The 6,722-nt window shown below is 60.5% G+C and carries 6 protein-coding genes; 2 read left to right on the plus strand and 4 right to left on the minus strand.

The window, feature by feature from the left end; genetic code table 11:
* Window positions 1-9: 9 nt before the first annotated feature.
* From ACO6VD_RS09925 to ACO6VD_RS09935, 3 genes are read right to left on the minus strand one after another with little or no spacing between them, the layout of a single operon-like run.
* Window positions 10-930 (minus strand): alpha/beta fold hydrolase, encoded by a 921-nt coding sequence (locus ACO6VD_RS09925; protein WP_422418680.1) that lies wholly within the window; start codon window positions 928-930, stop codon window positions 10-12.
* A gap of 37 nt (window positions 931-967) precedes the next feature.
* Complete coding sequence (locus tag ACO6VD_RS09930) at window positions 968-2,545, minus strand: class I adenylate-forming enzyme family protein (RefSeq protein ID WP_422418681.1); 1,578 nt, start codon at window positions 2,543-2,545, stop codon at window positions 968-970.
* On the minus strand, window positions 2,532-4,133 hold the full coding sequence (locus ACO6VD_RS09935; protein ID WP_422418682.1) for a phosphopantetheine-binding protein: 1,602 nt from the start codon (window positions 4,131-4,133) through the stop codon (window positions 2,532-2,534). Before ACO6VD_RS09935 ends, ACO6VD_RS09930 begins: the two co-directional genes overlap by 14 nt.
* 452 nt (window positions 4,134-4,585) lie before the next feature.
* Between ACO6VD_RS09935 and ccoN the strand changes: the two genes are divergently transcribed.
* Both ccoN and ACO6VD_RS09945 read left to right on the plus strand, forming a co-directional pair.
* Window positions 4,586-6,013, plus strand: coding sequence for a cytochrome-c oxidase, cbb3-type subunit I (gene ccoN, locus ACO6VD_RS09940; protein WP_422418683.1), 1,428 nt, complete (start codon window positions 4,586-4,588; stop codon window positions 6,011-6,013).
* Between the two features lie 11 nt (window positions 6,014-6,024).
* Window positions 6,025-6,237 carry a cbb3-type cytochrome c oxidase subunit 3 gene (locus ACO6VD_RS09945; RefSeq protein ID WP_422418684.1) on the plus strand — a complete coding sequence of 71 codons (213 nt, stop codon included), beginning with the start codon at window positions 6,025-6,027 and terminating at the stop codon, window positions 6,235-6,237.
* A gap of 142 nt (window positions 6,238-6,379) precedes the next feature.
* On the opposite strand, the gene ACO6VD_RS09950 is transcribed toward ACO6VD_RS09945, so the two are convergent.
* Window positions 6,380-6,722: transposase (locus ACO6VD_RS09950; protein ID WP_422418685.1), on the minus strand; the 343-nt coding region annotated here is incomplete at its 5' end.

Below are 6,722 nucleotides of genomic sequence, written 5' to 3' on the forward strand. Positions count from 1 at the left end.
TGTACTCCATTACTCATTGACTAAGCGTTGCAATGGCCCCGATTCACCCAGGCCCAGTGCAACGTTGAGCTGTTCGACCAACGCTGGCGTTGGCTCGTCCAGATGAAAGTGGTGACCACCCTCGTGCCATTGCACCCGGGTGTGCGCGGGCAAGGCGTTTTTTCGTTTGTCGAATGCACTCCCGGCGAACAGCCCCTGGCGCCCGAGCAACAGATGCAGCGGACAGCTGATCTGCTGCAGAAACTCGCACGCCTGGCGTTCGCTCAGCTGCAGCAGTTCGGGTAGCACCAGACGTGGGTCATGGCGCCAGCGGTAACCATGCCCGACGTTAAGCAGATCGCGCTGGGCCAGCAGCCGTGCCCCCTCGGCACTGAGACTGCCACCGACACTGTTGCGCCGCTCGTTGATGGCCGTCTCCAGGCTGCTGAACTGGGCCTCTTCAGGCCCGCTGAAGCCGTGTAGACGGGTTTTCAGTGCCAGGCGCAACAGGCGCTGGGCCTTGCGCATGTGCTCGACAGTGTTGCCGTCGTCCACGGTAAACGGCGCGCCCATGCCATCAAGAAACACCAGGCTGGCGATGGAGCGGTTCATGGCCGCCAGGATCGACGCCACACCCGTGCCCATGGAATGGCCCAGCACTGAAAAACGTTTCCAGCCCAGGCACTCGACCAGGGCATTCATATCGTCGGCGTGCTCCCACAGGTAGTAACCACTGTCGGCCCGGCGGTGTTGGGAGCGTCCATGCCCGGCCAGGTCCGGGGCCACCACGAAGCAGTCGCGTAGCAAGGGGGCAATGCGCTCAAAGGAGGCGGCATTGTCCAGCCAGCCGTGCAGGGCGAGCACCGGATGGCCGCGCTCATCGCCCCAGGTACGCAAGGCAAAGTGGTTGCCGTTGACATCCAGCGACTGGTCGCGCCCTGAATGGCTCATGAAGGCACCTGCGTGTGCAACTGATCGGCCCTGGTCTTCATCCGGCCACCGCCAGCGGGGCATTGCGTGCGGAATGCTGCAATTGCAGGAGGTCGATCTTGCCATTGGCGGTACGTGGCAGGCTGCTTTCGATACTGATCGACAAGGGAACCTTGTGCGCCTCCAGGCCAAGCCGGCAACGTTCGAGCAATTGCCCGGCACTCAGGCTCACGCCTTGCCCCAGGGTAATGAACGCACACAGCCCCTCTCCCACCGCCGCATGTTCGACGCCAACCACCGCGGCGGCCTCCACACCGTCAATGGCGTAGAGAAAGCTTTCCACTTCGCTGGGGCTGACCTTCATGCCCCGCGACTTGATCATGTGGTCCATGCGTCCGTGAAAGTACAGGTAACCATCCTCGTCGAGGCTGCAGTTGTCGCCGGTATACAACACGCTTTCACCCGGATAGCGCCCCGGCTTGAGTTTCAGTGCAGTGGCCGCCGGATTGCGCCAGTAGCCGGCCATGACCGTGGCCCCGCGAATCACCAACTGGCCCACTTGATGCGGCTGGTCGATGCGCCGACCCTCATCGTCGACCAGCCACAATTCGGTATTGGGAATCGCGATACCGACACTGCCCGGCTTGCTGTCGATGTCTTCAGGTGGCAAGTAGGTACAGCGCTTGCACTCGGTCAAGCCGTACATCGAGAAGATCTGCGCCTGGGGAAACAGCGCCTTCATCTGGGCAATATGCGGGGCCTTGAGGGCGGCGCCGGTATTGGTGACCATGCGCACATCGGCAAACACCGCCTGACGCTTGTGCGCATACTCATGCAACAGCATCAGCATGGTCGGTACGAACGGGATCACCGTGATCTGATATTGGCGAATCTTTCTGATCAGGAAAATCGGCCAGGTGAATTCCTTTTCCAGCACCAGCGTGGCACCGCAGCTGATGGCCATGATCATCTGGTACAGACCGTAGTCGAATGACAGCGGCAACGAGCAGAGCACGTTGTCGCTCTCGTTGTAGCCCAGGTAGGTATTGAGGGATGTCAGGGCCGCGAGCATGTTGCGGTGCGTCAGCATCACCCCCTTGGGCGCACCGGTAGAGCCTGAGGTGTAGATGATCGCGGCGAGATCCAGGTCGAGGTTGGCACACGGCAGCGGCACACCGGCGCCCTGCCCGAGCAGGCTCTCGAAGGTCTGGGCCTCGTTTGAACCGGCCTCGCCATCAAGCAGCACGATTAGCCGCAGATGCTCGAGCTCGGCGGTACTGCCGGGCAGGCTGGCGATTTTCTCGGTGGTGGTGATCAACACCGACGCCTCGGCATCGCGAATGATGTAATCGAGGCTGTCCGCCGGGGTTTCCAGGCCGACATTGACCACCACGCCGCCAGCCTTGAGGATGCCCCAGAACGCGCACACCGTTTCCACCCGGTTACCCAGGCATACCACGACCCGTTCCTGACGCAGCAGGCCATTGACCTGCAAGCCAGCCGCCAGGCGCGCGCTGGCTTCGTCCAGCTGCGCATAGGTGTAGGTTTCATCGGCATAGATGATCGCGGCTTTGTCCGGATGCAAGCCGTTGCGGGTCTCCAGTACGTCCTGCAGAAGGACTTCAGGCGCTTTCATGCTGTACCTCGACCGCCCCCATGGGTCGCAGCGCGGCACGGGTCTGTCGATGGGCATCGATGTAACCGGCCAGGGTCGCGACGGTGTTGAAATGCCCCGGAACAATAGTGTCGGGGTTGACGAAGAAACCTTCGATTTCGTCCTCCAGGCTGATCAGCAGCTCCATAGAGGTCAGCGAATCGAGCCCCAGATCGTCCCGCAAGTGGGAGTCGCTATTGATGACGGTGTGTTCCGGCAGCTTCAACACCACACGCAGAATCTCACTGAGCTGAGCGACCGTTGCCGGCTGCAGATCGGCTGCCGGTTGCGCGGCCGGGGCTGGACGCAGCATCGCTTCAAGCGGCACGTCGGCATGGCTGTCACGAATGTCCAGCGCCGTCTGCCGCGCCCGGACGAGAAACAGCTGGTTGTTGCTGACCACCACTTCAGCCGGGTGGCCATGGCTGTGAAACAGCGTCGGTGAAGCCGAAGGGCCATAGGCACCGGATGCCGTCACCGCGAGGATGTCACCTTCCTGCAAGGCCTCCAGGCGAACGTCGCGCCCGAGCAGGTCATCGGGACTACAGAGCGGCCCGGAGACATGGTACTCACAGAGCGGTCCGCCGCTGCTGCCGGTGGCCTTGACGATACGGAAGTTGCGCTTGAGCACCTGACCGCTGCCCGCCGCCGCACCATGGCAGTTGGTGCCGCCATCGGTGACCGCAAAGGTCTTGCCGTGGTTTTCCTTGATATTGTCGACGGTGACCAGCAACGACCCGCACTTACCGGCAATGAAACGCCCCGATTCGAGGATGATGCGGGTACGCGGGAACTCGTGATGGAATGCCATGAACAGCGGCGCCAGCAGTTGCTTGAGCTGAGCGGTATCGAGCTCTGATTCGTTTTCGTAGTACTTGATGCCCAGGCCGCCACCGACATCGACCATGCGCATGTCCAGCTGATAGCGCTGGGTGAGGCTGCGGAACAGGTCGAGAATGTAAGCCGCATTGTCGTAGACCGACTGGGCGTCGAGGATCTTGGTGCCGTTATAAACGTGAATACCCTTGACCCTGATATTCGGCAGCGCCACGTACTCGCCGAAGTTGGCCACGGCGGTGTCTTCTTCGATACCGAAGTGGGTGGGCCGCCCGCCCATCTTCCAGGGTGAGCCGGAGGCGGAAAAATTCGGATTGATGCGAATCGCCACCGGTGCATCACAACCCAGCTCCCCAGCCAGGGTCGAGAGCTTGCGCAACTCGCTTTCAGACTCGACAACGATGGCGAACACCCCCACTTCCAGCGCGCGGCGATGTTCTTCAGGCTTCTTGTAAGGGCCTAGCAGAATGATGTCCTGCGCTGCCACGCCAGCCTTGAGGGCAATTTCCAGCTCTGCCAGCGAGCACACTTCGGTGTTGCCACCGTAGGAACGGATCAATTTCACCAGGGACAGGTTCGGGTTGACCTTCAACGCATAGAAGATATCCACGCAGTCCGGCAATGCGTCTCGCAACTCGTTGAAACTGCTGCGCAGCACGGCTTCATCGTAGAGGTAAGTCGGTGTTCCGAACGTCGCTTTTGCCTGGAGAACCAGGTCCTTGGAAAGCTTCATCTGTTGCTCCCGTCGTTCTTATAGTGTCCCGCTCTAGCGGCGGTGCTGATTCTCGGCGTGTAAGCACCGGCGCACACGCTCGATGGCGGATTGGCTGCATTTTCTATTGCGCATCACTGACATGACCTGTGCGATCACGCCTAAAACTTTGCGCGCAAAGTTTGTAGAAATTCTGCGGTCGCTCGAAAGGTGATGTCAAGGTAATTCCACCGCCTCAGGGTTGCGACACAAAGCCACGGAGTTCTAGGAAATTTCACACATAACAGAGATAAATCGTCGCACTTTGCCCATATCAGAGGTAATTATCCCCAGTAAATACGGGGCTTTTATCTGATCCGGTGTTATGCCCAGTTTCTGAGTCTGTTTTGAGTGCCGGCAGATTCCTACAGTCTGCGCCGGTGTCCTGCCCCGTTTAGGTAGGACGAGCCTTACAGGAACTGTGGAAACTAGCCATGAGCACACATCAACAGGCCCAGGCCTATAACTACAAGGTGGTTCGGCAATTCGTCATCATGACGGTGGTTTGGGGCATCGTCGGGATGGCGATGGGGGTATGGATCGCCTCGCAACTGGTCTGGCCGGAACTCAACCTCGAATTACCCTGGACCAGCTTCGGCCGCCTGCGCCCCCTGCACACCAGCCTGGTGATCTTCGGCTTTGCCGGCAGTGCGCAATTTGCCGCCAGTTACTACGCGGTCCAGCGCACCTGCCAGGTACGCCTGTACAGCGACAAGCTGGCCGCCTTCACCTTCTGGGGCTGGCAGGCGACCATCGTCATCATGCTGATCAGCCTGCCCCTGGGCCTGACCACCACCAAGGAATACGCCGAGATCGAATTCACCGGCGCGGTGTGGATGGCTATTGTCTGGGTGGCCTATGGCATTGTGTTCTTTGCCACGTTGATGCGCCGCAAGGCCAAGCACATTTATGTAGGCAACTGGTTCTTCGGTGCCTTCATCGTGGTGATTGCCATGCTGCATGTGGTTAACCACCTGTCGATTCCGGTCAGCTGGTTCAAGTCCTACCCGGTCTACTCCGGCGCTACCGACGCCATGGTCCAGTGGTGGTATGGCCATAACGCCGTGGGCTTCTTCCTGACCACCGGCTTCCTCGGCATGATGTACTACTTCGTGCCCAAGCAGGTCGGCCGCCCGGTGTATTCCTATCGCCTGTCGATCGTGCACTTCTGGGCGCTGATCACCCTGTACATCTGGGCCGGTCCCCACCACCTGCACTACACCGCGCTGCCGGACTGGGCGCAGTCGCTGGGCATGGCCATGTCGCTGATCCTCCTGGCACCGAGCTGGGGCGGCATGATCAACGGCATGATGACCCTCTCCGGCGCCTGGCATAAGCTGCGCACCGACCCGATCCTGCGCTTTCTGGTGTTGTCACTGGCGTTCTACGGCATGTCGACTTTCGAAGGCCCGATGATGGCGATCAAGACCGTCAACGCCCTGTCCCACTACACCGACTGGACCATCGGTCACGTGCATGCCGGCGCTTTGGGCTGGGTGGCAATGATCACCTTCGGATCGCTGTACCACATGATCCCGAAAGTCTTTGGTCGCGAGCAGATGCACAGCATCGGCCTGATCAACGCGCACTTCTGGCTCGCCACCATCGGCACCGTGCTGTACATCGCCTCGATGTGGGTCAACGGCATCGCCCAGGGTCTGATGTGGCGCGCCACCAACGAAGACGGCACCCTCACCTACTCCTTTGTCGAAGCGCTGGTGGCCAGCCACCCAGGCTTCCTGGTGCGCTTCATCGGTGGTGTGCTGTTCCTTAGCGGCATGCTGTTGATGGCCTACAACACCTGGCGCACGGTGCGGGTAGCGGATGAAAAGCTGGCGCTGTCCAACGCCCAGCTGGCCTGAGGAGAACCACCATGAATGAGTGGCTGTATGCGCTGTATTGCCTGAACGGGATCGTGTTTTTCTACCTGGTCACCACTGTCTGCCTGAGCGGCCATAGCCGTGAAGTGGACGATCAGGTCAGCCTGATGCCATTTGCCGATGACCCGGACGCCGCCCAGCGGATCGAGCAGGCCATTGGCAAACCGGTGCCGGCGGTCAAGCCGGATGCAGCGCTCAAAGCCTGATCGGCCCGGAACACCGCACCTGTAGGAGCAACTGTCTGTCACCTGGTTAACTGTAGGAGCTGGCGATAGCCGGCGATGGGGCGCGTAGCGCCCCTGGCCCGGCTATCCCGGGCATCGCTAGCAACCACGGATTCAACCGCCTTCAAGTCAACTGCTCGCGCCACGGTGTTCCGCTTTTGAGCATGGCATTCAATCGCACGATCAATACCCGCATGCAGGCAACCACCGCTACCTTCGCGCACTTCCCTTGCGCTCGCAGCGCGTTGTAGCGCGTGCCGAAGTCCTTGTTGTGCCGAATAACGATCCAACAGGCCATGTACAGCGCTCGCCTGACCCGCGACCGACCACCCCAGATCGAGCGTTTGCCTGAGTGCTTGCCGCTGTCCTGGTTAAAGGGTGCGACACCCACCAGAGCCGCAATCTCTTTACTGTCCACCTGCCCAAGCTCCGGCAGCAACGCTACCAGCTTGGCCGCCGTGATCATG

Source organism: Pseudomonas sp. GZD-222 (assembly GCF_049310525.1).
Classification (GTDB): domain Bacteria; phylum Pseudomonadota; class Gammaproteobacteria; order Pseudomonadales; family Pseudomonadaceae; genus Aquipseudomonas.

Bases quoted from the DNA above. Each gene is read 5' to 3' on its own strand.
- ACO6VD_RS09930 (WP_422418681.1), bottom strand. From the start codon at position 2,545: ATGAAAGCGCCTGAAGTCCTTCTGCAGGACGTACTGGAGACCCGCAAC.
- ccoN (WP_422418683.1), top strand. From the start codon at position 4,586: ATGAGCACACATCAACAGGCCCAGGCCTATAACTACAAGGTGGTTCGG.
- ACO6VD_RS09935 (WP_422418682.1), bottom strand. From the start codon at position 4,133: ATGAAGCTTTCCAAGGACCTGGTTCTCCAGGCAAAAGCGACGTTCGGA.
- ACO6VD_RS09925 (WP_422418680.1), bottom strand. From the start codon at position 930: ATGAGCCATTCAGGGCGCGACCAGTCGCTGGATGTCAACGGCAACCAC.
- ACO6VD_RS09945 (WP_422418684.1), top strand. From the start codon at position 6,025: ATGAATGAGTGGCTGTATGCGCTGTATTGCCTGAACGGGATCGTGTTT.